The following is a 26,098-nucleotide window of genomic DNA, read 5'->3' as shown; positions in this document are numbered from 1 at the left end:
GGAGGTCCCCAACGCCGTCGTACTTCTGGATTGACTGGTTCCGCTGGCGCAGGACCACTTCGTGCGGAAGCTACTTTCGCTGCTCCCTCTTGGCATCCGCCCGGCGCTTCACCACGTCCGGATGGTGCCGCGACAAGGCAACCACCCCAACGATAGCAAGCAAAGCGGCCCCCGCCATGGATATGGCCACCACCGGCGGCACGTCAGGACGAAGCTCACCCAGGATGGTGATCCCGATGGCAATGCCGACCATCGGGTCGATGACCGTCAGTCCGGCGATGACGAGGTCGGGCGGACCGCTCGCGTAGGCACTTTGCACAAACCAGCTGCCCAGCCCGCCCGCGGCCGCCAGGGCGATGATGGAGTACCACTGGACATTGAGCAGGAACAGGCCGTTGGGGTCAAAGATCTGGCGGGAGATGATGCGGGTGAGCACTGCGACGAAGCCGAACAGGACACCGGCGCCGAGGATGTAAAAGAAGGCCTTTAGCCGGTGCTTGAACATCACCAGCGAGCCGCCAAAGATCACAATGACAATGGCCAACAGCATGACCACGGTGAGTTCTTCGGAGGACTTGACGTGGGTGTTCTCACTGACCACGTTGACGGCCATGAGCACAAAAAGCGCGCTCCCGGTGACGCAGGCGGTGATGGCGACCACCGTGGCGCGGTTGAGGCGGATGCCCTGGTCCCGGGAGTTGACGATGGTGGTGATGACCAGGGCAATGGAGCCAATCGGCTGGATGACCGTCAGCGTGCCCAGTGTAAGGGCGACGACGTTCAGGGCCATCCCGGCGCCCAGGAGCAGGAGGCCGAAGACCCAGCGCGGGTTGCGCAGCAGGCGCAGGAAACCAGAGCTGCCCAACGCCAGGCCGCCGGTGTTGTTCTGCACTGCGGTGCCCTGGCGTTGCGCGCCAAACGCGAGGAAAAATGCTGCAATCACTGCACACACCACCGCCAGCCACATCATGGGAGGCCAACTTGGTCGGATGACGGCGGGTGGTGGATTTCGCGGTGCTTGGCCAGCAACGCGCGGAAATATTGACTAAAGGCAATCACGTGCATCACCATGGCCGAGCCCAGGAAGACCCAGGCCAGGACGGTGGTGAAGTCCGAATCGAGCGCCTTGGCCAGCAGCAGCATGGGAGTGCCAATCATCAACGCGGCCGTGCGCGTTTTGCCGAGCATGGTCACCTTCAGGTCCGCGTCGCCACGGAACAGGTACAGCGTGGCGGCCAGCAGGACGACGTCGGGAATCAGCAGCAGCAGCAATAGCCAGAGCGGCAGGATCGCCGCGATAACCAGGGTGATGGTGACGGCCACCAGGGCCACGCGGTCCGCCAGCGGGTCCATGATCCGGCCCAGCTTTGAGGTTTGGTTGAGCTTGCGGGCCACAAAGCCGTCTATCCAGTCGGTGCACCCCATCATGGCCAGAACAAAAACCGCCCAGCCGTATTCGCGCGGTCCAAGGACCAGCCATACAAAAAGCGGCGTCCCGAGAAACCTGACCACGGTAATGATGTTGGGGATGGTGACGATGGCGCCCGGATTGCCCGTGTTTGATCCGGCAGACATGCGTGTCATCCCTCCCCGCTGATAATTAGGCCCGCCACGCTTCCGGCAGGATGTCCAAGGCTTTACTTCTTGAACAACTTTCGCAGGAACACGACGCAAGCCACGGCCGACACGGCGAAGACGGCAAGTGGTTTCCATCGCGTTTTCGCCGTCTCCACGCCCTGCGACAGTGCGACGGTGGCAGCGGACCGCGCCGATTCGGCGGCCTTGTCCTTGGCAAGGTCCACAAAGTGGGAGGCCTGCTTTTTCACGTCCGCCTGCTCCAGCAGCTCTTCGCGCAGGGCAACCAGGTGCTCGCGGCGTGCCGAAGTGCGTTCGATCAGCTCGGCCTGGCTGGCCTTGGGGCCATGCTCGGCGGACTTGGCCGCGCGTTCTGCCTTGGCCTTCTCCTTGGCGGCCTCTTCCTGCGCCTTCTTGGCTTTCTTTTCGGCCTTGCTTAGGTCCTGTGCGTCGAGGGTTGATGCGTCAAAGGCCCGGCCTTCCCTAACAATTCCGAGATCGTGCCTGAGACCGCGCCAGGCATGTTCGGGCATCAGGGGAAGCAGCCCCTTGACTTTCCTGTAGGTGACAAGAGCGGCGACGGCCAGGAGCAGCAGCAGGGCCGCACTGATGATCAGGGCCGAGAGCCAAAGCGGCACGACGGTGGCGAGCCCCGCAATGGCCGCTACGACCAGGGCAATGACCAGCAGTGCAACGAACACCAGTGCCAGCGCCGCGAACGTTGCAATCCCGCCCACACGGGCCTTTTTGTGCTCCAATTCAAGCTTGGCCAGATCAATTTCGTCGGTGACCTGGCGGGGAACCAGCCGGGCAGTCGTCTTCACCGCCTCAACCAGGGTTGAGTCCTCAGGCTCCGTGCGTTCTTCCGAGTCGACGTGCGCTGACTGCTGCCCACCTGCCATGGATCCGCCTCCATCTTTTGGTTCCGCACCCGTTTCATGGGCGGCGGAATCTTTTTGCGCCCCAATTCCGCGGCGCTGCCGTAAACACAAAATTACCATCCATCGGATGCAACGATTCGACGCATCACGGAATACGAATGGCGGCACCGGTGTTCTTGCCCCCGTGTGGTTGGAATTCTAGCCCAAAGGGCCGTTCCTGCCACACGCCATATACGCATAACATAAGCACACAGGCGTCTTTGCGTGGCGCTTTCGCAGCCCTCTGCTTCAACCCACTCGATTCTTCCAGGCAGCTAGGATTTTCTTTTTGACCATCATCACCCACCCCGGCGACAGCCTGACACGCCGGCAAAAGCTCATCTACATTCTGGTGCTCGGCCTGCTGACCGCCCTGGGTCCGTTCACGATAGACCTCTATTTGCCAGCATTCCCCATCATTGGCCATGAACTGAACGTCAGCGCCACCGCCGTGCAGCTGACCCTGACAGCGACCACCATCGGCTTTGCCGCCGGCCAGCTGATCGTTGGCCCCTTCAGCGACAAGTTCGGCCGCCGCATGCCGCTGGTCCTGGCCACGTCCCTGCACGTGGCCGCCTCCGTCGGCGCGGCCATGTCCACCGACATCACGATGCTGGGGATCTTCCGCGTGTTGCAGGGGATTGGTGCGGCCGGTGGAGGGGTGGTGGCCATGGCCATGATTCGCGACCTGTTCGGCGGCTACCAGCTCGTCCGCATGCTCTCGCGCATGTCGCTGGTCAACGGCATGGCCCCCATCCTGGCCCCGGTCATCGGTTCCCAGCTGCTGGGCATCATGGATTGGCCCGGCATCTTCTGGTTCCTGGCCGGCTACGGTGCGCTGGTGGTCATTGCAGCCTTTATGTTCATCGTTGAAACCCTGCCGCCAGAACGGCGCCATTCCGGCGGCGTAAGCGTCAGAGGACGCTACAAGGCGGTATTCAGCGACCGGATCTTTGTGGGCACCTTGTTTGTGGGCGGGTTCAACTTTGCTGCCCTGTTCACCTATTTGTCCGCGTCGACGTTCCTGTTCCAAACCACGTACGGATTTACCCCGCAGCAGTACGGCTTCCTTTTTGCGGCAAATTCGCTGGGTATTGTCTCCGGTGTCCAAATCGCGGCATACCTGATGCGTCACACCGGGCCGCAGTGGGTGATCGCCTGGGCCACCGTGGGGCAGGTGTGCGCCGCGGCTGCCATGATCATCTTTGACCAACTCGGCCTGGGGCTGTGGGGCATCATGGTGCCACTGTGGTTCTTCATTTGTTTCACCGGCTTCATGTTCCCCTCCGTCCAGGTGATGGGCCTGGCCCGTAACGGCCGCCAGGCCGGCACTGCAGCATCCCTGCTCGGAGCGACAACGTTTGGTTTCGCCGGGATCATCACCCCCGTGGTGGGGCTGCTGGGCGTTGCCACGGCAACGCCCATGGCGTTGATCATGGGTAGCTGCATCCTGCTGGCCATCGCCGCCTTGTGGTTCATTGTCCGGCCCCGCACGGTGCCGAAGATCTAGCTCCTGTTTGGAACATAAAAATCCCCCGCACTCGTAGTGAGTGCGGGGGAATTTTCAAGCTCCTCTGACTGGACTTGAACCAGTAACCCTTCGATTAACAGTCGAATGCTCTGCCAATTGAGCTACAGAGGAATGAAGCAGACAATAGATTAGCAGGGCATTTTCGGAAAAACAAAAAACCTTCAGACACACTATCTGCTGCGCGAAAACTCACGGAATTGGCTTTTCGAAAACCAACGGCCCCTGCCTGAATTTCAGGCAGGGGCCGTTGGATGACAAGCTCCTCTGACTGGACTTGAACCAGTAACCCTTCGATTAACAGTCGAATGCTCTGCCAATTGAGCTACAGAGGATCGCGCACGAACAACAATAACAAAGGCTGGCCCGGTTGCGAAATCGGGCGCCCGCAGGCTGTTGGGTTCAGTCCCCCCGCAGTGCCCGGCGTGCCATTTCCAGCTCCATGAGCTCGCGTTGAAGCAGCCGGTACCCCTCGGGATCCACTGCCGGGTCCATGCGTTGCAGGGCACCGAGCCGCTCCTGCTTCAGCCGCGTGATTTGCCCTTCGAAGAGCCTGCGCAGCATCGCCCGGCAATACCGTTCAAGTGACTCGTCTGCCTTTGTGGGCAGCGGGCTCATGGCCAGCTCGGCGACGAGGTTCCCCAGCTCTTCGGGCACGTTGGCCCGCACGGCCTCCAGCCACTGGGACGACGCCGCGAGCGACTCCCCCGCGGCCGCAATCCCCGAGTGGATGGCACGGTACGCGGCAACCTGGAATTCGGTGGCGGCAAAATGCTGCCAATTCCCGGCCGTGAGCAGCCCGGGATGCTGGAGCACCACCTCCAGCGCCTCCCGCTCCATCCGCGCCTGGGGGTCACGCGGGTCGGGCCTGGGCACCCTTTGTTGGGCGGGCTGGTCGGCAGGACCCTCGACAAGTACGACGCCGGCTCCCCCTCCCAGCGCCTGCCCGCCGAAAGCGAACGGGCCCTGCGGGCCCGCTCCCCGGGAGGGCGCCCCGTTCCCGCCGTGCCGCTGGGAGGCGCCGGGCCCGGCGTCGTACGACGTCCGGGCGGGAGCCGGCTGCGAGCCGGCCTGCCGGGTTCCCGGCGCGGAGCCGTGCTGGGCCGGCGCAGAATGGGCACGTTTCTCCGCGCCCTTGACGGCCCGCAGGACCTCGTCGGGGTCCGCAATGCCCAGCCAGCCGGCCAGTTCCTGGCTGTAGCCCATCCTGGTCGAGCCATCACGGATGGCGGCCACCACAGGTGCTGACGCACGCAGGCCGTTCACGCGGCCCTCCACGGTGCTCAGGTCAAACTTGGCCAGCGTGGAGCGGATGGCAAACTCAAACAGCGGGCGGCGGGAGCGGATCAGTGAGTGGACGGCCTCGTCGCCGCGGCGCTGGCGCAGTTCGCAGGGGTCGGCGCCGGACGGCTCAACCGCCACGAACGTCTGCGCCACAAAGCGCTGGTCCTCGTCAAAGGCCTTGAGGGCTGCCTTCTGGCCGGCGGCGTCACCGTCGAAGGTGAAGACCACCTCGCCGCCGGTGCCGTCGTCGGACAGCAGGCGGCGGGCCACCTTTATGTGGTCGGCGCCAAAAGCCGTGCCACAGGTGGCCACGGCCGTATCCACCCCGGCCAGGTGGCAGGCCATGACATCCGTGTAGCCCTCCACCACCACGAGCTGGCGCTTGGAGGCAATGTTCCGTTTGGCCAGGTCGATGCCATAGAGGACCTGGGACTTCTTGTACAGCTGTGTTTCCGGGGTGTTCAGGTATTTGGGGCCCTGGTCGTCGTCGAACAGCTTGCGCGCGCCAAAGCCCACGGTGTCCCCGGCGATGTCCCGGATGGGCCACATGAGGCGCCCTCGGAAACGGTCATAAATCCGGTTTTGTCCACCTGCGGCGGACCTCTCGGAGAACATGCCGGTGAGCTTGAGCTCCTCCTGGGTGAAGCCGTTTCCAGTGAGGTGCTTGAGGAGGGCGTCCCAACCCTGCGGGGCAAAGCCCACGCCAAAGCGGTCCGCGGCGCTGCGTTCAAATCCGCGCTCCTGCAAAAATGCCCTGCCTGACGCCGCCGCGGGGGTCAGGAGCTGGGCCCGGAAAAATTCCCCGGCGATCTTGTGGGCATCCAGGAGCCGCTGGCGCCGCCCGATCTCCTCGCGCCGGGGGCCGGTGCCGCCGTCCTCATAGTGCAGCTCAAAGCCGATGCGCCCCGCCAGCTTCTCCACGGCCTCGGAGAAGGGAATGTGGTCCATTTTCTGGATGAAGGAGATGACGTCGCCGCTCTCCTGGCAGCCAAAACAATGGAAATATCCCATCTGCGGGCGGACGTGGAACGAGGGGCTGCGTTCATCATGGAACGGGCACAGCCCCTTGAAGGAGCCGATTCCGGCCGACTTCAAGGTGACGTAGGCGTCGACGACTTCCTTGAGGTCGGTGCGGGTGCGCACCTCGTCAATGTCTTCGCGTTTTATCAATCCAGCCACCCGGCCAGTTTACGTGAGATTCCCCCGCGCCGGACCAGCCAGGCCGGTGCTTGTGGAGAACGCCTGGGTGTCCGGAATCACCCCGGATCTTCGGGAAAACGCGGCTCCCCCCGGAGCATGCGGCGATATTCTGGAAGTGCCCCCAATGGCGCGGACATGCCTGCGCCGCACAGGACGCAGGCCCCCTGCCGCACACCTTGGGAGCCATCAATGATTTCGTACGCAACCCGCCGTTCCGTTGGATCGGACATCCTGCTGGCCCGCCACGGCAACGCCATTTCCTCCATGCGCCTGGACCGCCGGCATGGCCAGGTGGTGGCCGTGCTGGCCGACGGCACCTTTGACTTCGCCCCGAACCTGATCGATTCCGCGCTGGAGATGCCCGGCCGGATCGACGACGACGCCAAGCTCATCGCCGTGGTCGCCGCGGCCACGGTCGGCGTCGCCGCCGCGATGACGGCCGTCGTCGGTGTCCTGTTTTCCCTGTCCAGTCCCGAGCAGCTGTCCAACTTTGCCGCAGCCATGGGGAGCTACACCTCGGCCATGTAGCGCCGGCGGCTGCCCGCTCCTGTTGACGGCCATGGCCAGTTCCAGTCCTGCGGTGGTAGTCTCGGCGGCATGATCGGGCGCCTGCACCACCTTGTGATCGATTGTCCGGACCCGCTGTCCCTGGCAGGTTTTTATTCGACACTGCTCGGCCAGCCCGTCACCTACCGCTCCGACGACTTTGTGGTGGTCTCCGCCGATGACCACAGCTCCGGGCTCGCCTTTCAGCTGGCCCCCGGCCACCGTGCGCCCCGCTGGCCGGATCCTGCCTCCCCTCAGCAAATGCACCTTGACGTGATGGTCGACGACGTCGAAACCGCCGGCGTGCGCGTCCTCGCCCTGGGTGCCACACGGCTGGGCGGGTCCGCCTCCCCTGTCTACGCGGATCCTGCCGGACACCCGTTCTGCCTCATCCCCCGCCCCGGCTGGGCGGCGCCGATTGGCCCGTAATGAGGACGGCACCGCAAACAGAAAACGCATCACCTGCCCACAGGCGACTAACAGCCTCCGCTCCTAGCATTGGTCTTGGGGGCGCGGCAGGCTTCCGCCGGTCCCCGGAGAGGGTGTGCCATCATGGCTGACGCGGACGAACCGGCCCCACCTTCCGTCCTGGTGGTTGACAAACTTGAGGTGGCCTACGGAGCCCGAATCGCCGTCGCCGGTGTCAGTTTTAACATCGACCCCGGGGAGATCTTCGGCCTGCTGGGCCCCAACGGCGCAGGTAAGACGAGCACGCTGAGCGCCATCGAGGGCCTGGTCCGCCCCAAATCGGGCCGCATTCTCGTCGACGGCATCGAGGCCATGTCACAGCCCCTGGAGGTAAAGGCCCGCCTGGGCGTGCATCTGCAGTCTTGCAGCTTTCAGGCCGAGCTGGGCATCGAACAAATCGCCAGCTCTATGCCGGGCTGTACGGTGTGCAGCTCAGCAGCAACGAGCTCCGCGCCCGACTGGAGTCCATCGGGCTTGGCGAGGAACTGGGCCGGCGGTTCAAGCAGCTCTCCGGCGGGCAGCAGCAACGCCTCGCCCTCTTCATCGCCTCCATCCACGAGCCTCTACTACTCCTTCTGGACGAGCCAACGGCCGGACTGGATCCACAGTCCCGCCGCCAGTTGTGGAACCGGATCGAGTCCCTTCGATCCGAGGGGCGCAGCATCCTGCTCACCACGCATTCCATGGACGAGGCGCAGGCGGTCTGCGACCGCGTGGCAATCATGGACCACGGCGTGCTCGTGGCACTGTCCACGCCGTCCGGGCTGATCGAAAAGTACAAGGACGACGCCGAGGTAATCAAGGTGGCGCACGGGGCCGTCACGCTCGAGGACGTTTTCATTGGACTGACGGGAAGTGGGAGCCATGACTGACGCCGGCACGAACACGGGCGGTGCCACTGCCCGGCCGCCGCTGGGCCTGGCCCTGAGCTCACTGCTCCGCGCCGACGCAACCGTCCTGCTGCGAAGCAAGGTATCTGCAACCTTGAGCGTCCTGCTGCCGATAGTTATTCTGGTGGCCACCACCTTTGGGAAGTCCCAGTCCCGTCTCGGCGGGAGCACGCTCACCATAGGCCTGGCCCTGACCCTGGGTCTGCTCACCTCCAGCATGCTGGGGTACACCCTCGCCGTCGCCCACGACCGGGAGACCGGCGTCCTGCAAAGGCTGCGGGCCGCCCCCGTTCCCACGTGGGGCATCATGGGCAGCCGCATGGGCATCCAGGTGGCCGCCAACCTCGCCGGGTCCATCATTGTTGTGGTGGTCGGCGTCATCCTGCACGGCCTGGCGCTGGGGGCCGGCCAATTCCTGCTGGTCCTGGTTGTGGCACTTCTGGGCGGCGTGTCGTTTCTGGCGATCGGGCAGGCCGTGGTGGGGCTGGTGAAGTCGGCCACCGCCGTCCTGGCCGTGAGCCGGCTGATTTTCATCGTCCTGATCCTGCTGGGCCTGGTGGGCGGCACGGGCCTGCTCGGCGACACGCTCAACACCATCTCGCAGTGGACCCCGGTCGGCGCGCTCATGACCTTGTTCGCCGACGTGCTCAACCAGGCGGCCTGGAGCGCCCAGGACGCCTGGTCCCTGGTGACCTGTGTTGCCTGGACAGCGGTGTGCGCAACCATCGGCATCCGCTGGTTCCGGTGGGAGTCCCGCTGACGGCGGCGTGGCCGGCCCGCGCCGCTGCGGCTAGAGCAGCGTGCGTTCCATCCCCACGAGCCGCTCGTGCAGCGCCAGGGCCGACACATCGGTGAGGGAGGCGATCTGGTCGACGACAACGCGAAGCCGGGCATCGTCGTCGTCCGCTTCACGCCAGTCCGCCGCAAACATGGTCTCCAGGTGCGCGTCCCCCGTCGCGTTCAGGACGGCCACCAGCTCGCTGAGCACGTCCTGCTGCCGCTGGTAGATGGGCTGGCGGTGGTCCGTGGTCATGACGAACGTGGTGGCCAGGCCCTTCATGACGGCAATTTCGACGCTGGTTTCCCGAGGCACGACGACGTCCGCCGCGTAGCGCGTCAGCCGTCCGGTCCCATAGATGGCCTGGGTGGCGCCGACTGCGCTTTGGCAGAAACGCCCGATCAGCTGGCTGGTCATGTCCTTCAACGCCGCCATCGAGGCCCGGCTGCCGTCCGCGTGGCGGACCCACACGTCCGCCGCTTCCAGGCGCTGCAGGGCCGCGTCGATTTCGGCCGTGTCCACCGTCGGCAGGTACCACTGCTGCGTGTAGCCCAGGACGCGGTTGCGCTGGTCCTGGTTGGCCAGCCACTTCAGCTGCACGTGGCCGGCGACAATGGCGTCCTCCACGTCGTGGACGGAATAGGAGATGTCGTCGGCCAGGTCCATTACCTGGGCCTCAATGCACGTTTTGCCGGCCGGCGCGTCACGGCGCAGCCAAACAAATACGGGCAGGTCGTCGGCATAGGCCCCAAACTTGCTGGTCCGGCGGCCGCCCACCAGAGGGGCGTCGGCGGCCAACCACGGGTATTTGGAGGAGGCGTCCAGGGAGGCGCGGGTCAGGTTCAGGCCGGCCGAACCACCGTCGGCCGTCATGACCTTGGACTCCAGCCGGGTCAACAGGCGCAGTGTCTGGGCGTTGCCCTCGAAGCCGCCGATGTCGTGGGAGAGGTCGTTGAGGACCGACTCGCCGTTGTGGCCAAAGGGCGGGTGGCCGAGGTCGTGGGCCAGGCAGGCTGTGTCGACGACGTCGGGATCGCAGCCCAGCGTGCGGCCCAGCTCGCGGCCGATCTGCGCAACCTCAAGGCTGTGCGTGAGCCGGGTGCGGACAAAGTCGTCGGTGTCCGGGGCCACCACCTGCGTCTTGGCACCGAGCCGGCGCAGGGCCGAGGAATGCAGCACACGAGCCCGGTCCCGCTCAAAGACGGTGCGAAAACTGCTCTTATGGGCTTCCTGGACCCACCGCTCCACATCGCTGGTCGAATACTCTGGCTGCGCGGGGGTAGACATATCCCTTAGTTTAGGGCCAACGCATAAACTCCCGCGGACGATGTCCACAGACTGCCGGCCGCGAACGGAAAAATGATCCCGATCCCGCTTTCTGCCGCAGGGATCCCGGTGTCAGAAAGCGGGATCGGGATCATTTTTGCTGACAGGGCCATTTCTAGCCGCCGGAGACGTCCAGCTCGGCGCCGGCAAGGTCCGTCTTTTGCGGGCCGCTGAGGGTGCGCTCCTTCAGCCAGCCTTCGGGCAGCGCTGTGCGCTTGGGGGTGCCGGCGCGGCCGCGGGGGCCCTCGGCGTCGGCGCCGGGGTACGGGGAGTCCATGTCCAACTGGTCCAGCAGCCCGCGCAGGACCTCGAGGGTGGGGACGGCCGACAGCTGGGCGCGCAGTTCCCCGCCCACCACGTAGCCCTTGAAGTACCAGGCCATGTGCTTGCGGATGTCGCGCAGGGCCTTGTTTTCGTCGTCGAAGGTGTCAATGAGCAGCTCTGCGTGCCGGTACACGGCGGCGGCCACCTCGGCGAGGCCGGGCTTGTGCCGGAGGTCGCTGCCCTCGAAGGCGGCCATGAGGTCTCCGAACAGCCAGGGACGGCCCTGGCAGCCGCGGCCGACCACCACGCCGTCGACGCCGGTTTGGCGCACCATGGCAATGGCGTCCTCGGCGCTCCAGATGTCGCCGTTGCCCAGGACGGGAATGTCCGGGAGCGCCTCGCGGAGCCGGGCGATGGCGTCCCAGTCGGCCTGGCCGGAGTAAAACTGGCTGGCGGTGCGGCCGTGCAGCGCCACGGCGGCCACGCCGGCGTCCCGGGCAATCCTGCCCGCTTCGAGGTAGGTCAGGTGATCGTCGTCGATGCCCTTGCGCATCTTGATGGTCAGCGGGACATCCCCCTTGCCTGCCTCGCGGACGGCGGTCTGCACGATGGCGGTGAAGAGGTCCAGCTTCCACGGCAGTGCCGCTCCCCCGCCGCGGCGGGTCACCTTGGCCACGGGACAGCCAAAGTTCAGGTCAATGTGGTCAGCGTGGTCTTCCTCGACCAGCATGCGCACGGCCCTGCCCACGGTTTCTGGGTCGACACCGTACAACTGCACCGAGCGGATCTTCTCGTCGTCGTCATGGCTGATCAGGCGCATCGACTCCGGTGTCCGCTCCACCAGGGCCCGCGAGGTCACCATTTCGGAGACGAACACGCCGCCGCCATGCTCGCGGCACAGGCGCCGGAACGCCGTATTGGTGATTCCCGCCATGGGGGCCAGCACCACCGGCGTTTCCACTGTAAGGTTGCCAAGTTTCAGGGGAGGCAGGTCCAACTTGGTGTCGCTGGAGGGGATATCTGTAACAGTCACCCTCCAATTCTCTCAAATGCGTCCAAATTAAGCGCCCGGGGGCTGGAGGGCACACCCCAGCTACGTTTCCGGCAGGCCGCCGGGCCGCCCCGCTGCCAGCGGACTTCGGGAGACCTCGACGGGTGGAATAGACTCGCGGTTGTGGACCGGACCGCTCCGTTCCGCCCAGCACCGAAGGATTCCCATGCCACGCATCTCAGCCACAAAACAGGCCATCCTGGCTGCCGCCCTGGAACTGGGTGCCCTGCACGGGATTTCCGGAACCACCATGGACGAGGTGGCCGAGCGGGCCGGCGTGGCCAAGGGCAGCGTCTACTACAACTTTGCCTCCAAGGATGGGCTATTTGGGGAGTTGCTGACCTCCGGCGTCAGCTCACTGTCCAGGACGCTCAGGGAGGCACGGCTGTCCGCCACCGGCTTCGCCAGCATTGAGGCAATGGTGGCAGGCATGCTGACGTTGATAGCGGACAACAGGGCGCTGGCCAAGCTGATGGCGGCGGAGATTTTCCGCACCGACAGGGCATGGCAGGAGACCATGGTTTCGCTCCGGCGCGAGGCACTGTCCGAAATCGAAGCGGCCCTCGCACCGCTGGTGCCTCGGGACACCTCGGAGAGCACGCGCCTGCTGATGGCCGGTGGCATTTTTGGGGCCGTGCTGATGGGCGGGCTGGAATGGCTGCTGTTCAGCCCGGGCACGCCGGCCGCCGAGGTGTCGGCCGCCTTGTTGTTTACCTTTTCCGGAAAACTCGACGCCGGGTCCCCGTCTGCCGCCTGAGCCCCGCCTGCCGCTGCTGGCACCAATGGATCCGTCAGGCCGCGCCGCGGACATGCCCGGTGAGCAGTCCGGCGAACCGTTCCGGCTGCTCAAGTGAGGGTGCGTGGCCGGCTCCGGCAAACACCTCCTCGGCATAGCGGCCGCCGTTCGCCGAATAGCGATCCAGCACGGCCCGTGTCTGTGCCAGCATCTGCTGGGCCGGCGCCACCTCCTCGCCCGGCCAGCCAGGGATGACGCCGGCCCGGCCCAGGAAGTTCAGGTCGAAGGCGGAACCGTCGGAGACGATGGCGTCCGCATCCCCGCGCACCCACAGGATGGGCGGCTTGACGGCGAGCGCCGCAATGCCCGAGACGTCAAAATGGCCCGGTGCCATGGTGTTCAGCACCCCGCGCGTGCCTGCGGCAAAGCCCGGCCAGTTCACCGATGGCATGGAGTCCCCCGGGTAGTTGTCCTCACCCGTCGCCGTGGTGAGCATCGATTCAACCCAGGTGTCCTCGTGTTCGGACGCGAATCCGGACGAAACATAGGAGCTTTTGTACACGGCCCAAGGCCCAAGGGCGTTGTCCCGGCTGGTGTCGCCCGCATCGAGCGCGGCCACGAAGCCCGGATTGGCGCCGCCTCCCCCGGTGCCGGCGTCGTCCTGGGTAAGCCGGGTGCCGTCCAGCCGGGTCCCGCCAAAGCCATACGGCGAGACAGGCGCCTGCAGGGTGATGCTGGCGGCGGGGTGGTCCAGGGCGTACTGCAGCGCAACTCCACCGCCCATGCTCCAGCCCACCAGGTGCACCGGGCCGAGTCCCAGTTCACGCACCACGGCGTGGACGTCGTCGCTGAAGTCGCGCACGCCCCGGGTGGCGTCGACGGGCTCCGCCCCGCTGCCGCCGAAACCGCGCAGGTCCACGGCGTAGGCTGCGATGTCTTCGGGCAGGGCCAGCATGACCGGCTGCCAGAACAGGGACGAGGAGACGTTGCCGTGGATGAACACGACGGCGGGGCCGTCCGTGCGCTGCCCCGTGCGGGTGAGTACGTTCGCGGCCAGTCGGCCGGTTTGGACGGTGATGGCGGTGATGCCGTCAAAGAGTGGCACGAGGGGACCCCTGTTCACGTTGCTGGCGACTGCTTGTGATGAGCCCCACTTTAGGGCACATTGAAGGAAGCGGTACCGACGCGGGAAAGGTGCACCATGAACTACTGGCTCTCCAGGGTGCCCGGTTCGCTGGCCTTCGGCGAGTGGGGCGATCCCGGCTCCCCCGCCGTGCTGGCCATCCACGGCATCACCGCCAACCATCTCGCCTGGGCCGCCGTCGCCCGGGCCTTGCCGGGGTTCCACGTCATCGCCCCGGACCTGCGCGGGCGCGGGGGGAGCCGCGACCTCGGAGGGCCTTACTGCATGGATGCGCATGCGGCCGACCTGGCGGCCGTGCTGGACCACCTGGGCGTTCCGTCCGCGACCGTCGTCGGGCACTCGATGGGCGCGTTCGCGGCCCTCGTGTTCGGCCTGCGGCATCCGGGGCGGACGGCTGCCACCGTATTGGTCGACGGCGGCCTGCCGCTGGTGCTGCCGCCCGGGGTCGGCGTCAACGACACGCTCGGCCCGGCGGCCGAACGGCTGACGATGGAGTTCGCCGACCGCACCGCCTACCGGGCGTTGTGGAAGGCGCACCCCGCCCTGGCCGGCGCGTGGAACGCGGACATCGAGGCCTATGTGGACTACGACCTCGTGGGCGAGGCGCCCCGGCTGCACTCCAGCGCCAGCTACGAAGCCATGGCGCTGGATTCGGCCGATCTGTTCGGCACGGACGCCGTCGACGCTGCCCTGGCGGCCCTGCCGGCGGGGACACCGCTTCTCACCGCCCCGCGCGGGCTGCTGGACGCCGATCCGCTGTACTCCCCCGAGGCCCTGGCACAGTGGCGCGCCCGGTTGCCCGGGCTGGTCGTGTCCGGGGTGCCCGACGTCAACCACTACACGATCGTGATGGGCAGGCGCGGGGCGGCCGCTGTCGCCGCGGCGGTTGCGGTGGCGGGCCGGCCGGAGGGCTGATGTCCGCCGGGGCCGGGGTGGGACTGCGCTCCGAACGCGGCCCGGTCCTGCTCGCCCTCATGGTCAGCATGGCGCTCGTGGCGCTGGACTCGACCGTCCTGGCCACGGCCGTACCGTCCATCGTGGGCAGCCTGGGCGGCTTTTCCTTGTTCCCCTGGCTGTTTTCCGTCTACCTGCTCGCCCAGGCGGTCACGGTCCCCGTCTATGCGAAGCTCTCCGACACGATCGGCCGCAAGCCCGTGATGCTGGCCGGGATCAGCATCTTCCTGGTGGGATCGGTTCTGGCCGGGCTGGCTTGGAGCATGCCCGTGCTGATCGGCTGCCGCCTCGTCCAGGGCCTCGGTGCCGGCGCCATCCAGCCGGCCACCTCGACCATTGCCGGGGACATCTACACGGTCGAGGAACGCGGCAAGGCGCAGGGCTACCTGTCGGGAGTGTGGGCGGTGGCGGCCGTGCTCGGACCGGCCATCGGCGGCCTGTTTTCCCAGTTCGCGACGTGGCGCTGGATCTTCTTCATCAACGTCCCCGTCTGCCTGGTGGCCATGGCACTGCTCCTGCGCTCCTATCACGAGCACGTGGAACGCCGCCGGGTCCACATCGACTCCCCGGGCGCGGTGCTGCTCGCCGGCGGCCTGTCCCTGCTCATCCTGGCCGTTCTGGACGGCGGGCAGGCGTGGGCGTGGGTCTCGCCGCCGAGCGTTGGCGGCTTCGCACTTGGTGCCGCCTGCATCGCCGCCTTCGTGCTGGTGGAGCGGCACACCGCCGACCCCGTGCTGCCGCTGTGGGTGCTCTCACGCCGGCTGCTGCTGACGACGACGCTCGTCTCGCTGGGCGTCGGCGCCGTGCTGATCGGGCTGAGCTCCTACGTCCCGACGTTCCTGGAGGGGTCGATCGGCACGGTGCCGCTTCTGGCGGGGCTGGCCGTGGCGGCCCAGTCGATTGGGTGGCCCATCGCGTCCAGTTTCTCCGGCCGCGTCTACATGCGTTTCGGCTTCCGCAACACGGCGGTGCTTGGCATGTCTGTCATCGTCCTCGGCGCCCTGGTGCTTTTCCTTGCTTCCGTGCGGCCAAATGTGTGGGCCGTGGCGGCCTGCTGCCTGGTCATTGGCGCCGGCCTCGGACTGTCCTCCACGCCGGCCATCGTGGCCGCTCAGTCGTCGGTGGGCTGGGGCGAGCGCGGCGTGGTGACCGGTTCGAACATGCTGGCCCGGGCCATCGGCAGCTCCGTGGGCGTGGCCATCTTCGGGGCCGTGGCCAACTCCATTGTGGCGTCCTCCGGCCTGGGCCCTGCGGACCCGGCCACCATCATTGCCTCGGCCCGCGGCGTGTTCCTGGCCGTGCTGGCCTGCGGGATCCTGGGGCTCGCCGCGGCCGCCGCCATGCCGCGCACCGTCGCCGGCGTGCCCTAGCTAAGGTGATGCGGCCCGGGCCGGCGCCGGGCCTCAGAGCCCCAGAATGCTCGTGGCGATCAGGAAATAGATAACCAGCCCCGTGGCGTCCACAAACGTGGAAATGAACGGGTTGGAGAACACCGCGGGATCCGCCCTCACGGCCTTGCCCAGCAGCGGCATGAGTCCGCCAATGCTGGCCGCCATCGTGCAAACCCCCAGGAGTGTCAGCCCAATGACCAAACCAATGGGCACTGTGAAGGCCAGGGACGCAATGGTGAATCCCAGGGCCCCCAGCAGCAGCCCCAGGAAGGCACCGACACGCACTTCACGGGCAAGCACCTTGAAGACATCGTTCGGACGCACATCCCCGAGGGCCAAGGCACGGGTAATGGTGGTGGCCGCCTGGTTGCCGGTGTTCCCACCGGTGCCAATAAGCAAGGGGATGAAAAGGGACAGCACCACCTGCTGTTCAAGTGTGGCCTCGAAGGCGCCTATGACCTGCACGGTAAGCGTTGCGCCAACCGCCAGCACCAGAAGCCATACCACCCTGGCACGCACGAGGCTGCCGACCGGGGTGGCCAGGTAGGGCCTGCGCAGCGGTTCGGTGCCACCCGAGCGTGCAGCGTCCTCGCTCTCGGCATCCTCAAGAATTCGCAGTGCATCGTCAACCGTCAGGATCCCGACCAAACGGTCTTCGGCATCAACAATGGGCAGCACCAAAACCTTGGCATCGGCACAGTAGCGTGCGGCCTCCTCCGCGTCCTGGACCGCCGGAACGCTGAGCGGCGTTTTCATGATGTCCGCGATCAATTCGGATTCGTCGGCCCTCAGCACGTCGCGAAGGGACACCACGCCAACAAGGTGCCGGCCGGCATCCGTGACGGGAATGGTGTAGACGCTTTCGGCGTCGTCCAGCTCCCTCCGCACCCTGGCGAAGGTCTCCCCGACGCTGAGGTGCGGATGGGTGTTGACAAACTCGGGGCTCATGTAGCGTCCCACCGCACGCTGGGGGTAGCCCAACACGGTGCTGGTCAGCGCCCGGTCCTTCTCGTTCAGCCCGGAAATCAGTCGGTTGGCAACGGACGCCGGAAGCTCGTCAAGCAACGCCACCCGGTCATCGGGGCTCAGCTGCGCAAAAACCTCTGCAACGTCGGCTTCCTGCAGCCCTGACACCAGATCGGCCTGGAGCGCTGCATCCAGGCGCTCAAAGACCTCCATGGCCCGGTCCTTGGGCAGTGTGCGGTAGGCCAACGCCCGGTCAATGGTGCTCAGGCGCTCCAGTTGTTCGAGTGTTTCGGTCAGGTCCAGCGGCGCCAGCACGCGTGAAACACCTGCAACGTCGTTGGTACCCAGGGCCTTGCCCAAAAGTTCGGCGCTGGCGTCAAACGTCTGGGTGGGGGATTTGATCATGGTCCGGTTCCCTCCGGTGAAAGCACACATAGGAGTTCCACGGCGTGAACCGTGGCGTGCGCAAAGAATGGGCATGTGTGGTGGGGCTGCGAAATTGCCACCGCACGAGCACACTGCCACAAGGGAAATCCCATTTTCGTCCGGGGCAATGCCCGGACTTCACATCCAATGCGCGGCAACGAAGGAATTGCGGAAGGACTCCGCGGGTTGCCGCAAGTGTTGGGGATTAAGGGGAGGTTGTTTCCCGATGGCGCTGGCGAGGCTCGCGCGGTGCGGTAGATCGACTAGGTCCGTCGTCCATGCGCCTCACCTCCATCGTTTCCGGGCCCGGAAGACTCCGCCGCTGCATTTCAGGGCAGGTACGGCGAGTCAGGGCGTTCTTCCCATCCTAGGACACGGCGGGTGGGAACCATCAATCCCTGGACACGGCAGCCGGCTTTGGGGTCTTCATCCTCCGTCGCTCCCTCCACCCGCAAGCTCGAGCCGGACCCCTCGGCTTGTGGGTCCAACCCTCACTTAGAGGAGCCAGCCGTTTTCCTCGGCGATGTGCACGGCATTGGCCCGGGTCCTGGCACCGGTCTTGCCCATGCTGCTGGAGAGGTAGTTGCGCACCGTCCCCTCGGAGAGGAACGTGGCCGCGGCAATGTCTGCGACCGTTCCCCCGGTGCCAGCCGCGCGCAGCACGTCGGTTTCGCGTTCGGTCAACGGGCTTTCGCCAGCGGTCATGCTCTCCACGGCCAGGGCAGGGTCCACCACACGCAGCCCGGCCGCCACCTTCCGTACGGCGTCCGCGAGCTGCCGCGCCGGGGTGTCCTTGACCACGAACCCGCCTGCCCCGGCCTGCATGGCGCGGCGCAGATAGCCCGGCCGGCCAAAGGTGGTGACCATCAGCACACGGCAGTCGGGGGCGGCGGTGCGCAGCTGCGCCGCGGCGGCGATTCCGTCCAGCCCGGGCATTTCCACGTCCAGCAGGGCCACATCGGCCTTGTTAAGCACGACGGCGGCGCTCACCTCATCCCCCCGGCCCACCTCGGCGACCACCTCGATGTCCGTTTCCAGGCCTAGGAGCGCGGCGAGGGCGCCGCGGACCAGTGCCTGGTCGTCGGCGATCACCAGGCGGATCACAGTGTGAGCCTTAGCTTGAATCCGCCCAGTTCCGAACGGCCCACCTCCATCATTGCCCCGGCCGCGTCGGCCCGTTCGGCAAGGCCTTTCAGGCCGTTGCCGGCTGCCGGGCCTCGCCGTCCCGGGCCTCGCCCAGGCCGGCGGGCGGCGCGGAGGGGCCAACGCCGTCGTCGTCGATCTGCAGCAGGCGGGCGGACAGGGTGACCCTGCAGCGGTTGGCGTCTCCGTGCCGGATAACGTTTGTGACGCCTTCGCGCAGTGCCCAGCCGAACAGTTCGCGGTGCTTGGCGGGAACGCCGTCCGCCGCGCCGGGAAGATCGGCGTCAATGTCCGCGGCCGTCAGGGCCGTGCGTGCATTAACAAGTTCGGAGAGGATGTTCACTCCCCGGTAGCCCCCCACGGTTGCCCTGACGTCCTCCAGCGCGCCGCGGGCCAGGTCCTCGAGATCGGAAATCTCGGTGGCCGCCTTTTCCGGGGCGATGGGCAGCAGCCGACCGGCCAGCTCGGCCTTGACGGCGATGACCGTCAGGGAATGGCCCAGGATGTCATGCATGTCCCGGGCCACCCTGCTGCGTTCCTCCCGCACCGCCAGCTCGGCAAGTTCGTGCTGGGTCTGGCGCAATTCCCGGATGGTGGTCAGCTGGCGGGAGAATGCCATCATCATCATGCCCAGCGAACCGATGGTGACAGCTTGGGAAAACGCATTGGCGCCGGTGGCCCCCTGCGCGGTGTTGATGACAAACGCCCCGCCGGACAAACCAGCGATGGCGGCAATGCCCACCATGCGCGGGTGACCCTGGCTGGCCACGAAAACGGACACAAAAGCCCACAGCCAGGTGGTCCCCAACGACGCGTCCCGGTAGGCAAAGAACGCAACGCTGATGGCAAAGAAGCCCAGTGCCAGCAGGGCCTTGAATCTTTGGCTGCGGTACCAGCTCAGCGGCGGCCCCGCCATGAAGACGGCGACGAACAGGAGCAGGTGGCACCATAACAAGGCCTTCACCCACGGCGAGTGCTCCCCGGCGGTAAGGTCCCAGCCGCTGCTGACCAGCAGGATCAGGGAGGAGATCCCGGCCCCCAGCACCCAGCGGCGCGGGCCCCGGCTGGCGGCAAGTTCGCGGATGGCGGGCACGTGGCCGGTGGCCGGGAACCAACCGACGTCCTCCTGTGGGTGGTCCCGCCGTGCGTGCGGTGCAATGGATGCCATGATGCCAACTTTAGGCGTTGCGGCCGGAACCGCTATACCCGTTTGGTGTCGCGGCGGAATGCCAGGGCGGCACCAATTCCAAATACGGCAAGCCAGAGAATCACGTTGCCCACGGCAAGCCAGTTGAACGCGTCGCCGCTCAAGGGTGCGCGGGCTATCTCGCCGAGCCCGTAGGTGGGGGTCCAGACGCCGATGTCCTGCAGCGGCTTGGCCATGGAATCCAGCGGGGTGAACAGCCCGCCAAAGAATGCCAGGAAGGCCAGCGCCGGGCCCATGAACTGCATGACGTTTTCGCTGGGTACCAAATATCCGACCATCAGGCCCATGGCGGTGAACACCAGCGAGCCGAGCCACGCCGTTACCCCGGCAACCAGCCACACGTGCAGCGGCAGGCGCACCCCGATCGCCAGTCCGGTGGCAAAGGTGGCCAGCACGGCCAGCAGGCCAATCGACAGCCCGCCAAGGATCTTTACGGCAATGTTGGCGACCGGGGTCAGCGGGGTCAGGCGCAGCTGACGGCTCCAGCCCAACTGCCGTTCAATGGCCACCGCACCTCCGGCCGAGGTCGAGGCCATCATGGCACCGTAGACGGCCATGGAGATCATGATGAACGCCGCCACGGAGGGGGCGCCCTGGGCCACGGTGCGGCCTGTTTCGATTGACGTGTCCCGGTACTGGAGCCCGAAGGCCAGGAACATGGCCACGGGAAAGGCGATGGTGAAGAACAAGGTGCGGCGGTTGCGGAAGCGGCGCTTGATCTCGATGCCGAGCAGGGTGGCATTGAAGGCGCCAAACGGCGGCACGTTGCGGCTGTGCCGTGTGACGGGTGCTGCGGTGGCACTGCTGGGAAGGGTTGTCATGTCGGGCTACTTTCCCGTGTTGTCATTGGGTCCGTCGGAGCCGTCGGGTCCGTCGGGTCCGTCGGAGCCGTCGGAGCCGTCGGGACCGTCGGAGCCGTCGGAGCCGTCCCGGTCCCCGGTCAGTGCAACGAACGCGTCTTCAAGGTTGTGGGAGGTGATTTCAAGGTCGACGGCGTCCGTGGCCGTGAGCAGGTAGCGCGCCACGGCGTCGGAATCCTTGGTGCGGATGCTCAGCCTGCCTCCGCGGCTTTCCACGGAGTCAACCCCGGGGATGGCGGCGAGCGCGGCGGCGTCGGCATTGTGGACACTGGCGTTTACAGTCCGGCCGGAGGCGAGGTTCTTGATTTCCGCCGCCGTGCCGTCGGCCACGATTTCCCCGCGGCGCACCAGCACGATCCGGTCTGCGTAGGCGTCCGCCTCTTCCAGATAGTGGGTGGCGAAGATGACGGTCCTGCCACGGGCGGTGTCCGCACGGATCGCGGACCAAAAATCCCGGCGCCCCTCCACGTCCATGCCGGTGGTTGGCTCGTCCAGGATCAAAAGCCCAGGATCGGAGAGCAGGGCCATGGCGAACCGCAGCCGCTGCTGCTGGCCGCCGGAGCACTTCTCCACCCTTCGGCCGGCGATGTCAAGGATGCCGGCACGCTCCAGGACCTCGTCCACCGGCTGCGTTTGGGAAAAGAGCGAGCCGGTCAGGGAGACGGTCTCACGCACGGTCAGGTCCTTGAGAAGGCCGCCGGACTGCATTACGGCACTGACCAGGCCCTGAGCGATGGCCGCACGGGGGCTCAGGCCAAAGATGGTGATGCTGCCGCCGTCGGGCTTGGACAGTCCCAGCAGCATGTCGATGGTGGTTGTCTTCCCGGCGCCGTTCGGGCCCAGGAACGCCACCACCTCGCCCGGCCGGATCTGAAGGTCGACGCCGTTGACGGCGTGGACCTTCCGGCCGGCGGTGCCAAAGGACTTGTGCAGGCCGGTGGCGTCAACGGCCAACAGCGCGGCCGGTGGCGGCGCTGTTGGGGAAATTTGTGGGTGCGGCGCCAGCTCGGGGCTGGTGGTGGAGTTGTTCATGGTGGTCCCTTGGTGGTTGTTCCGGCTGTGATTCCATGCTCCCGGGCTTCCCGATGCCGACCCCCACACGCCTGTCACCTGCTCCCCATGACATTTGTCATCCCGGCGGCCGTCTGCGGCCTGGGCATTGTGTTCCCGGGCATTGCGTTCCCGGGCTGGGGAGCCTAAGAATGGACTATGACGGTCACGCTGAGATCCTTGGAAACCGCTGTTCCGCCCACAATCCTGGTTCAACCCGAGGCACGGGATGTATTTGCCGCCCAGCCCGGGCTCACCCGGCTCGGCCAGCGGCTGGTGCGCACCTGTTTTGATTCGGCGGCGATTGACACGCGCCACACGGCCGTGGCGGAGATGTCCCGTGACTTCCACAGCGACGATCCAGTGTTTTTCGACGCTACTTCCGGGCGGCTGCTCTCACCCAGCACCAAGGTGCGCAACGACCTGTTCACGGTGGAGGCCACCCGGCTGTTCATCGAAGCGGCGTCCAAGGCCCTGACTGCGTGCGACGGCGTGTCCCCGGCGGATGTCTCGCACGTCATCACCGTCTCGTGCACGGGATTCTTCAATCCGGGTCCCGACTACAAAATAGTCCGGGCGCTGGGGCTCGACGCTTCGGTGCAGCGTTACCATCTGGGGTTCATGGGCTGCTACGCCGCCTTCCCGGCGTTGCGGGCGGCAAAGGCCTTTTGCGATGCCGACCCCGACGCCGTGGTGCTGGTGGTCTCCGCCGAGTTGTGTTCCCTTCACGTGCGCACGTCCAACAACCCCGACACCATCATGGGATCGTCCCTGTTCGCCGACGGCGCGGCGGCCGCCGTCGTGACCGCCCGTGAGCTGCCAGGCGCGGGCCCGGTGGTGGTGCTGGACCATTTTGAGACAGTGCTGACACCCGTGGGCGAGGACTCCATGGCCTGGAACATTGGCGACGAGGGCTTTGAAATGGTGCTGGACAGCTACGTTCCTCGCATTATCGACGAACACATCGTGGATGCGCTGGCGCCCCTGCTCGCCCACGAACCGACGTTGGCCGCGCAGCCGTACCGGGACATCAGGCATTGGGCCATCCACCCCGGCGGGCGCAGCATCCTGGACAAGGTGGAGGCCAAGCTTGAACTCACACCGGACCAGCTGGTGCCCTCCCGGGAGACACTGCGCAACTACGGCAACATGAGCAGCGCCACCGTGATGTTCGTGCTCAAGCACATTTTGGACCAGCCCGCCGCCGAAGCCGAGGAAAGCATCTGTGCCATGGCGTTTGGCCCCGGCCTGACGGTGGAAACCGGCCTGTTCACCAAGGTCTCGCCCGGCGTGGGTGCCGGCCGGGCCCCTGGGCGCGCCGCCGCGGTTCCGGCTGCCAGCGAAACGACAGACCCGTCGGCATTGGAAAATGCTGCGCGGGTCTGAGTCGGTGAGGCTCCTGCGGGAACGTGCCACGGACGCGGTGGAGGAGATGGACCGGCGGGACTGCGATGCGGACCGGCTCGAACGCACCTATGCGCAGTTTCCGCTCGTCAACTCCGTGGTGTCCGGGTGGCGCGGCGTGTACCGGCAACGGATCCGGCCGCTGCTCTCCTCCGCCACGGCCACCTCGCTGCTGGACGTCGGCTGCGGGGGCGGGGACATTGCCCGGAAGCTGGCCGCGTGGGCGGCCAGCGATTCACTGCTGCTGGAGATCACCGCGATCGACCCCGACCGGCGCGCCTTTGACTTCGCCACCTCCGCGCCGCCGCAACCCCGCCTGACGTTCCGGCAGGCCTACAGTTCCGAGCTGGTCCAGGCAGGGGCCTCCTTTGACCTGGTCATCTCCAACCACATGCTCCACCACCTCTCCCCCGGCGAGTTCCAGGAGCTGCTGGCCGATTCCGCGCTCCTGGCCACGCGCGCGGTGATCCACAGCGACATTGCCCGAAGCCCGATGGCGTATGCACTGTTTTGGGCCGGGACGCTGCCGTTCTTCCCGGGATCGTATATCCGCCGCGACGGGCTCACCTCCATTCGGCGCAGCTACACGGCCCCGGAACTGCGTGCCTTGATTCCGCGGGGCTGGAGTGTCCGGGCCGAAAGGCCCTACCGCAACCTGCTGCTGTTCACCGCCGGTGACGGCGTTGGCTGAGGGGTTGCCGGCCGCGGACCCCCGCATGCTTGACGTGGCCATCGTGGGTGCCGGGCCGGTGGGCCTGTACCTCGGTGCGCTGCTGCTCCAGCAGGGACTGAACGTGCGGGTCCTGGAGCAGCGGGGCGTGCCGAATCCGCATTCCCGCGCCATCGGCATCCATCCGCCGGCCCTGGCCGCGCTGGCGCAGGCTGGTGTGGCCGCAGCGCTCGCGGGGGAGGGCGTCCACATTCGCGACGGCGTCGCCCGCAGCCGGGGCCGTTTTGTCCGGGAATTGTCCTTTGCCGAGGCCGCACCGGCTTCACCCTTTATCCTGACGCTCAAGCAGGCGCGCACGGAGGCCGTTCTCGAGGCCCGGCTCCGTGAACTGTCCTCTGGCGCGCTGCTGCGGGGATTCCGGGTCCAGTCCATGCACGACGCCGGCACCCACGTCAGGCTCGCAGCCGCGACGGGCACCGGGGAAGGGTCTGGTGGGACGGGACCTGACGGCGCCACCACGGCTGTTTCGGCGCGGCTGGTGGTCGGCGCAGACGGCGCGCATTCCACGATCCGTCGCGAACTGGGCATCCCCACCAGCGGCCGCGACTACCCCGACACTTACCTGATGGGCGATTTTCCCGACACCGGCAGCGACGGCACCACGGCCGTGCTGTACCTGGAGCCCGGCGGCATCGTGGAGTCGTTCCCGCTCCCGGACGGGCTGCGGCGGTGGGTGGTCCACACCGATTCGCTGCTGGACGGTGCGTCCGCCGGGGACCTGGCAGAGTTGATCCGCCAGCGGACGGGCGCCACTGTGGACCCCCGCGCCAACAGCATGCTCAGCGCCTTCGGGGTCCGCTCCCGGCTGGCAACCCGCATGGTGCAGGGCCGGGCAGTGCTGGTGGGCGACGCGGCTCATGAGATCAGCCCCATTGGCGGGCAGGGCATGAACCTTGGCTGGCTCGACGCCGCGGCGTTGGCCCCCATTGTCGTCGCGGCGTTGCGCGGTCAGCCCACCGGCGCCCGGCTGGAAAGGTTTGAGGGTACCCGGATGGCCGCGGCGCGTCGGGCGTCTTGGCAGGCGGGACTAAACATGGCGCTGGGAAGGCCCCTCCCGGCGTCGTTCATGGATGTCCGCAATGCGGCCGTGGGCCGGGCATTTGGCAACGCCCGGCTGCGCAACGCCGTGGCCCGCCGCTTCACCATGCAGTAGCGGCGGCGTGGTCCGCACAGTCTGCACCCACGGGCCTGTCAGTAACCTGCTGGCCAGGTGAATGCTGCGGGCGCCGCCGCCTTCTCGGAGCCCTTGGTGATGACGATATCGACGTCCTCGTGGTCGGCCAGCTGGATCGAGGCCGGATCTCCGGACTGTTTCGTGCCGTTGACGAAGGTCGTGATGGTGTAGCCGCCGGACGCTGCATAGGAGCCCACCCGGCCGGTCGAAAGGGCCACATCCCATTCCGTGAACACCTCGCCCAGATTAAAGTTCTTTTGGACGGGCGATTCCACGTGAACAATCCCCGTGGCATCGTGCGTGTGCAGCGGCGAGATCAACTGCGCACCGAGGTCGATGCCGAGGTCGCCGGGCACCGTGATGGGTTTGCCTTCCGCGGTGACACTCAGGTGGGTGTGGATGTGTTCGGCCGTGCCCTCTGCGGTTAACATGGACAGTCCGGCAACCTTGGCACGGGCCGATGCATCGGCGGGCGCGGCCCACGGCGGTGTCTGTGTGGAGCCCTGGGATGCAGGGACAGTGGCAACGCTTGCGGTGCTGTTCGCGGCGGCGTTACCTGCTGATTTAGTGCTGATGCCCACTCCGGCCGCGACCACCACAGCCACCAGTCCAACACCGGTGCCAGACCACATCATCACGCGGCGTCGCCGTTCTTTCGTCTTTTGGGCCGTCACGACGGCTGCGGCTTTCTTGCGCGCTTCCTCGATTTGCTTGTTGCTTTCCGGTTCCATGCATGTCTCCTCACGGCCCGGTCGACACCTGGCCCGGATTCGATGTTCCCACGCCTGCTCCGCCGTCAAGCGCTTTTCCGGGGCTTTCACAGGCAATCCCCTGCAGATCCCCAGCCGGGCGGTAACCGGCGGCCGAGGCCCGTTGAGACTCGTTGGTTCCTGTATACCGGGAACGTTGTTAGTGGTCTTCGTTGGTGTGGGGCTTGATGTTGTATTCGATGAGGTTTTCGAGCGGGCTGTGGCTTCGGTCGAACCGGGATGCTGCCATGCCCGCCGCCCGGGCGCCTGGCGCCGTTCCCGCCGCCGCGCCGGTCCCCAGGCCTGCTGTCGTGTTGTTGCGGTGGTCGAGTTG

At 66.6% G+C, this 26,098-nt stretch carries 24 protein-coding genes, 2 tRNA genes and 1 pseudogene; 12 read left to right on the top strand and 15 right to left on the bottom strand.

Annotation, left to right across the window (positions count from 1 at the left end):
* Positions 1 to 70 precede the first annotated feature (70 nt).
* From CVV68_RS15625 to CVV68_RS15615, 3 genes are all read right to left on the bottom strand, one after another.
* Positions 71 to 970 carry a DMT family transporter gene (locus tag CVV68_RS15625; protein ID WP_110501932.1) on the bottom strand — a complete coding sequence of 300 codons (900 nt, stop codon included), beginning with the start codon at positions 968 to 970 and terminating at the stop codon, positions 71 to 73.
* Positions 967 to 1,575: a CDP-alcohol phosphatidyltransferase family protein gene (locus tag CVV68_RS15620; RefSeq protein WP_306415701.1), complete on the bottom strand. Its 609-nt coding sequence runs from the start codon at positions 1,573 to 1,575 to the stop codon at positions 967 to 969. The genes CVV68_RS15625 and CVV68_RS15620 overlap by 4 nt, the downstream gene beginning before the upstream one ends.
* Positions 1,576 to 1,637: 62 nt before the next feature.
* Positions 1,638 to 2,477 carry a phage holin family protein gene (locus CVV68_RS15615; protein WP_110501930.1) on the bottom strand — a complete coding sequence of 280 codons (840 nt, stop codon included), beginning with the start codon at positions 2,475 to 2,477 and terminating at the stop codon, positions 1,638 to 1,640.
* 307 nt (positions 2,478 to 2,784) lie between these two features.
* On the opposite strand from CVV68_RS15615, the gene CVV68_RS15610 reads away from it, so the two are divergent.
* Complete coding sequence (locus tag CVV68_RS15610) at positions 2,785 to 4,005, top strand: multidrug effflux MFS transporter (protein WP_110501929.1); 1,221 nt, start codon at positions 2,785 to 2,787, stop codon at positions 4,003 to 4,005.
* A gap of 59 nt (positions 4,006 to 4,064) precedes the next feature.
* Here CVV68_RS15610 and CVV68_RS15605 read toward each other — a convergent pair.
* The 3 genes from CVV68_RS15605 to dnaG form a co-directional block, all read right to left on the bottom strand.
* Positions 4,065 to 4,137, bottom strand: a tRNA-Asn gene (locus CVV68_RS15605).
* Between the two features lie 148 nt (positions 4,138 to 4,285).
* Positions 4,286 to 4,358, bottom strand: a tRNA-Asn gene (locus CVV68_RS15600).
* Positions 4,359 to 4,425: 67 nt separating this feature from the next.
* On the bottom strand, positions 4,426 to 6,486 hold the full coding sequence (dnaG, locus tag CVV68_RS15595; protein WP_110501928.1) for a DNA primase: 2,061 nt from the start codon (positions 6,484 to 6,486) through the stop codon (positions 4,426 to 4,428).
* A gap of 210 nt (positions 6,487 to 6,696) precedes the next feature.
* On the opposite strand from dnaG, the gene CVV68_RS15590 reads away from it, so the two are divergent.
* The 5 genes and pseudogenes from CVV68_RS15590 (at position 6,697) to CVV68_RS15570 (ending at position 9,171) form a co-directional block, all read left to right on the top strand.
* The gene (locus CVV68_RS15590; RefSeq protein WP_110501927.1) at positions 6,697 to 7,035 is read left to right on the top strand and encodes a hypothetical protein; all 339 of its coding nucleotides are present in this window, start codon (positions 6,697 to 6,699) and stop codon (positions 7,033 to 7,035) included.
* A gap of 69 nt (positions 7,036 to 7,104) precedes the next feature.
* Positions 7,105 to 7,482, top strand: a complete 378-nt coding sequence (locus tag CVV68_RS15585; RefSeq protein ID WP_110501926.1) for a VOC family protein — start codon at positions 7,105 to 7,107, stop codon at positions 7,480 to 7,482.
* Between the two features lie 123 nt (positions 7,483 to 7,605).
* Positions 7,606 to 7,848 (top strand): annotated as a pseudogene (locus CVV68_RS24640) (ATP-binding cassette domain-containing protein); the annotation flags it as partial.
* Positions 7,849 to 7,883: 35 nt separating this feature from the next.
* On the top strand, positions 7,884 to 8,393 hold the full coding sequence (locus tag CVV68_RS24635; RefSeq protein ID WP_211320868.1) for an AAA family ATPase: 510 nt from the start codon (positions 7,884 to 7,886) through the stop codon (positions 8,391 to 8,393).
* Positions 8,386 to 9,171: an ABC transporter permease gene (locus CVV68_RS15570; RefSeq protein ID WP_110501924.1), complete on the top strand. Its 786-nt coding sequence runs from the start codon at positions 8,386 to 8,388 to the stop codon at positions 9,169 to 9,171. The genes CVV68_RS24635 and CVV68_RS15570 overlap by 8 nt, the downstream gene beginning before the upstream one ends.
* Before the next feature lie 30 nt (positions 9,172 to 9,201).
* On the opposite strand, the gene CVV68_RS15565 is transcribed toward CVV68_RS15570, so the two are convergent.
* A complete protein-coding gene (locus CVV68_RS15565) occupies positions 9,202 to 10,476 on the bottom strand; it encodes a deoxyguanosinetriphosphate triphosphohydrolase (RefSeq protein ID WP_110501923.1) in 1,275 nt (424 codons plus the stop codon).
* Between the two features lie 154 nt (positions 10,477 to 10,630).
* Positions 10,631 to 11,812, bottom strand: coding sequence for a tRNA dihydrouridine synthase DusB (dusB, locus tag CVV68_RS15560; protein ID WP_211320867.1), 1,182 nt, complete (start codon positions 11,810 to 11,812; stop codon positions 10,631 to 10,633).
* 184 nt (positions 11,813 to 11,996) lie between these two features.
* On the opposite strand from dusB, the gene CVV68_RS15555 reads away from it, so the two are divergent.
* On the top strand, positions 11,997 to 12,587 hold the full coding sequence (locus CVV68_RS15555; protein ID WP_110501922.1) for a TetR/AcrR family transcriptional regulator: 591 nt from the start codon (positions 11,997 to 11,999) through the stop codon (positions 12,585 to 12,587).
* Between the two features lie 34 nt (positions 12,588 to 12,621).
* On the opposite strand, the gene CVV68_RS15550 is transcribed toward CVV68_RS15555, so the two are convergent.
* Positions 12,622 to 13,671: an alpha/beta hydrolase gene (locus CVV68_RS15550; RefSeq protein ID WP_211320866.1), complete on the bottom strand. Its 1,050-nt coding sequence runs from the start codon at positions 13,669 to 13,671 to the stop codon at positions 12,622 to 12,624.
* Between the two features lie 96 nt (positions 13,672 to 13,767).
* Between CVV68_RS15550 and CVV68_RS15545 the strand changes: the two genes are divergently transcribed.
* On the top strand, positions 13,768 to 14,625 hold the full coding sequence (locus CVV68_RS15545; protein WP_110501994.1) for an alpha/beta fold hydrolase: 858 nt from the start codon (positions 13,768 to 13,770) through the stop codon (positions 14,623 to 14,625).
* Positions 14,625 to 16,034 carry an MFS transporter gene (locus tag CVV68_RS15540; RefSeq protein WP_110501921.1) on the top strand — a complete coding sequence of 470 codons (1,410 nt, stop codon included), beginning with the start codon at positions 14,625 to 14,627 and terminating at the stop codon, positions 16,032 to 16,034. The genes CVV68_RS15545 and CVV68_RS15540 overlap by 1 nt, the downstream gene beginning before the upstream one ends.
* Positions 16,035 to 16,067: 33 nt before the next feature.
* Here CVV68_RS15540 and mgtE read toward each other — a convergent pair whose 3' ends face one another.
* The 5 genes from mgtE to CVV68_RS15515 all read right to left on the bottom strand — a co-directional run bounded on the left by mgtE (position 16,068) and on the right by CVV68_RS15515 (position 21,689).
* Positions 16,068 to 17,426 (bottom strand): magnesium transporter, encoded by a 1,359-nt coding sequence (mgtE, locus tag CVV68_RS15535; RefSeq protein ID WP_110501993.1) that lies wholly within the window; start codon positions 17,424 to 17,426, stop codon positions 16,068 to 16,070.
* Positions 17,427 to 17,942: 516 nt separating this feature from the next.
* Positions 17,943 to 18,551 (bottom strand): response regulator transcription factor, encoded by a 609-nt coding sequence (locus CVV68_RS15530; RefSeq protein ID WP_110501920.1) that lies wholly within the window; start codon positions 18,549 to 18,551, stop codon positions 17,943 to 17,945.
* A gap of 88 nt (positions 18,552 to 18,639) precedes the next feature.
* The gene (locus tag CVV68_RS15525) at positions 18,640 to 19,758 is read right to left on the bottom strand and encodes a sensor histidine kinase (RefSeq protein WP_110501919.1); all 1,119 of its coding nucleotides are present in this window, start codon (positions 19,756 to 19,758) and stop codon (positions 18,640 to 18,642) included.
* Positions 19,759 to 19,790: 32 nt separating this feature from the next.
* Positions 19,791 to 20,618 (bottom strand): ABC transporter permease, encoded by an 828-nt coding sequence (locus CVV68_RS15520; protein ID WP_110501918.1) that lies wholly within the window; start codon positions 20,616 to 20,618, stop codon positions 19,791 to 19,793.
* A gap of 6 nt (positions 20,619 to 20,624) precedes the next feature.
* Positions 20,625 to 21,689 (bottom strand): ABC transporter ATP-binding protein, encoded by a 1,065-nt coding sequence (locus CVV68_RS15515; protein ID WP_110501917.1) that lies wholly within the window; start codon positions 21,687 to 21,689, stop codon positions 20,625 to 20,627.
* 177 nt (positions 21,690 to 21,866) lie between these two features.
* Between CVV68_RS15515 and CVV68_RS15510 the strand changes: the two genes are divergently transcribed.
* Genes CVV68_RS15510 through CVV68_RS15500 form a run of 3 tightly spaced genes read left to right on the top strand, consistent with a single transcriptional unit; the run spans position 21,867 to position 24,994 of the window.
* Positions 21,867 to 23,093, top strand: a complete 1,227-nt coding sequence (locus tag CVV68_RS15510; RefSeq protein WP_110501916.1) for a type III polyketide synthase — start codon at positions 21,867 to 21,869, stop codon at positions 23,091 to 23,093.
* Entirely contained in the window at positions 23,077 to 23,802 is a 726-nt protein-coding gene (locus tag CVV68_RS15505) for a class I SAM-dependent methyltransferase (protein WP_110501915.1), read from the top strand. The genes CVV68_RS15510 and CVV68_RS15505 overlap by 17 nt, the downstream gene beginning before the upstream one ends.
* Positions 23,803 to 23,827: 25 nt before the next feature.
* Positions 23,828 to 24,994 (top strand): FAD-dependent oxidoreductase, encoded by a 1,167-nt coding sequence (locus CVV68_RS15500; protein ID WP_110501992.1) that lies wholly within the window; start codon positions 23,828 to 23,830, stop codon positions 24,992 to 24,994.
* 38 nt (positions 24,995 to 25,032) lie between these two features.
* Here CVV68_RS15500 and CVV68_RS15495 read toward each other — a convergent pair whose 3' ends face one another.
* Positions 25,033 to 25,746 (bottom strand): hypothetical protein, encoded by a 714-nt coding sequence (locus tag CVV68_RS15495; RefSeq protein ID WP_110501914.1) that lies wholly within the window; start codon positions 25,744 to 25,746, stop codon positions 25,033 to 25,035.
* Between the last annotated feature and the right edge of the window lie 352 nt (positions 25,747 to 26,098).

This window comes from Arthrobacter livingstonensis (assembly GCF_003219815.1).
In the GTDB taxonomy this organism is placed as follows: domain Bacteria; phylum Actinomycetota; class Actinomycetes; order Actinomycetales; family Micrococcaceae; genus Specibacter; species Specibacter livingstonensis.
The sequence above is the reverse complement of the archived record's forward strand: the minus strand, read 5'-3'. Positions and strand labels throughout refer to the sequence as shown.

Excerpts from the sequence above, each read along its gene's own strand:
- CVV68_RS15625 (WP_110501932.1), bottom strand. The coding sequence starts at position 970 with ATGATGTGGCTGGCGGTGGTGTGTGCAGTGATTGCAGCATTTTTCCTC.
- CVV68_RS15620 (WP_306415701.1), bottom strand. The coding sequence starts at position 1,575 with ATGTCTGCCGGATCAAACACGGGCAATCCGGGCGCCATCGTCACCATC.
- CVV68_RS15615 (WP_110501930.1), bottom strand. The coding sequence starts at position 2,477 with ATGGCAGGTGGGCAGCAGTCAGCGCACGTCGACTCGGAAGAACGCACG.
- CVV68_RS15590 (WP_110501927.1), top strand. The coding sequence starts at position 6,697 with ATGATTTCGTACGCAACCCGCCGTTCCGTTGGATCGGACATCCTGCTG.
- CVV68_RS15585 (WP_110501926.1), top strand. The coding sequence starts at position 7,105 with ATGATCGGGCGCCTGCACCACCTTGTGATCGATTGTCCGGACCCGCTG.
- CVV68_RS15570 (WP_110501924.1), top strand. The coding sequence starts at position 8,386 with ATGACTGACGCCGGCACGAACACGGGCGGTGCCACTGCCCGGCCGCCG.
- CVV68_RS15565 (WP_110501923.1), bottom strand. The coding sequence starts at position 10,476 with ATGTCTACCCCCGCGCAGCCAGAGTATTCGACCAGCGATGTGGAGCGG.
- CVV68_RS15555 (WP_110501922.1), top strand. The coding sequence starts at position 11,997 with ATGCCACGCATCTCAGCCACAAAACAGGCCATCCTGGCTGCCGCCCTG.
- CVV68_RS15545 (WP_110501994.1), top strand. The coding sequence starts at position 13,768 with ATGAACTACTGGCTCTCCAGGGTGCCCGGTTCGCTGGCCTTCGGCGAG.
- CVV68_RS15540 (WP_110501921.1), top strand. The coding sequence starts at position 14,625 with ATGTCCGCCGGGGCCGGGGTGGGACTGCGCTCCGAACGCGGCCCGGTC.
- mgtE (WP_110501993.1), bottom strand. The coding sequence starts at position 17,426 with ATGATCAAATCCCCCACCCAGACGTTTGACGCCAGCGCCGAACTTTTG.
- CVV68_RS15525 (WP_110501919.1), bottom strand. The coding sequence starts at position 19,758 with ATGGCATCCATTGCACCGCACGCACGGCGGGACCACCCACAGGAGGAC.
- CVV68_RS15520 (WP_110501918.1), bottom strand. The coding sequence starts at position 20,618 with ATGACAACCCTTCCCAGCAGTGCCACCGCAGCACCCGTCACACGGCAC.
- CVV68_RS15515 (WP_110501917.1), bottom strand. The coding sequence starts at position 21,689 with ATGAACAACTCCACCACCAGCCCCGAGCTGGCGCCGCACCCACAAATT.
- CVV68_RS15510 (WP_110501916.1), top strand. The coding sequence starts at position 21,867 with ATGACGGTCACGCTGAGATCCTTGGAAACCGCTGTTCCGCCCACAATC.
- CVV68_RS15505 (WP_110501915.1), top strand. The coding sequence starts at position 23,077 with ATGCTGCGCGGGTCTGAGTCGGTGAGGCTCCTGCGGGAACGTGCCACG.
- CVV68_RS15500 (WP_110501992.1), top strand. The coding sequence starts at position 23,828 with ATGCTTGACGTGGCCATCGTGGGTGCCGGGCCGGTGGGCCTGTACCTC.
- CVV68_RS15495 (WP_110501914.1), bottom strand. The coding sequence starts at position 25,746 with ATGGAACCGGAAAGCAACAAGCAAATCGAGGAAGCGCGCAAGAAAGCC.